Origin of the sequence: Bartonella sp. TT29SHDZB, from assembly GCF_042193395.1 — a bacterium.
Lineage (GTDB): Bacteria > Pseudomonadota > Alphaproteobacteria > Rhizobiales > Rhizobiaceae > Bartonella.
This window is the reverse complement of record NZ_JBHILQ010000184.1, coordinates 1-531: the sequence shown is the minus strand read 5'-3', so window position 1 is coordinate 531 and position 531 is coordinate 1. Positions and strand designations below refer to the sequence as shown.

Below are 531 nucleotides of genomic sequence, written 5' to 3'. Positions count from 1 at the left end.
TCCTAATATTTATTGTCATTATTATTATTTTGAACATAAAGTAAAGTACGTTGTGTGTAATTATTTTACTTTTTTATTTCATTTTAATTTATGAAAATAACTCAATTTCAGTGCGAATATTTTTTACTTTGGGATTGGATATCCTCGTTATTTTGTCATATGGATATTAAAGGCGTCTGTTACGGGAACCATTGCTTTTTATATCCTCTAATTTCTCTGTCTCCATAGATGTCCGAATGTAATGCCTTTTGCGAGAGAATTGGCAATGCTTGATAGTTTGAGTAACAGCATGATGGATATAATGGACAAGATGAGAGCTCCCCCAAACATGAAGCTTATATTCTGGTCGTAATCGAGTTTCATATCGCCCAAATAGTTTGCAAAGATATTCATCATCAGATTAAATACAGTCGCTAAGAGTAGAAAGAGGATGATATAATTGACGACTTGGATTATCCATTGCTCGAAAAGGCGATGAGTTGGTTGCCAGAGCAAAGCAACGATGAAGAGTGGTCCCCATCCTACGAGAAG

At 34.8% G+C, this 531-nt stretch carries 1 protein-coding gene; it reads right to left on the bottom strand.

Annotated features, from left to right (window positions below; translation table 11 throughout):
* Nucleotides 1–207 precede the first annotated feature (207 nt).
* Nucleotides 208–531, bottom strand: a 324-nt coding sequence (locus tag ACFIJJ_RS10200; RefSeq protein WP_375646872.1) for a type IV secretion system protein, incomplete at its 5' end; no start/stop codon positions are given.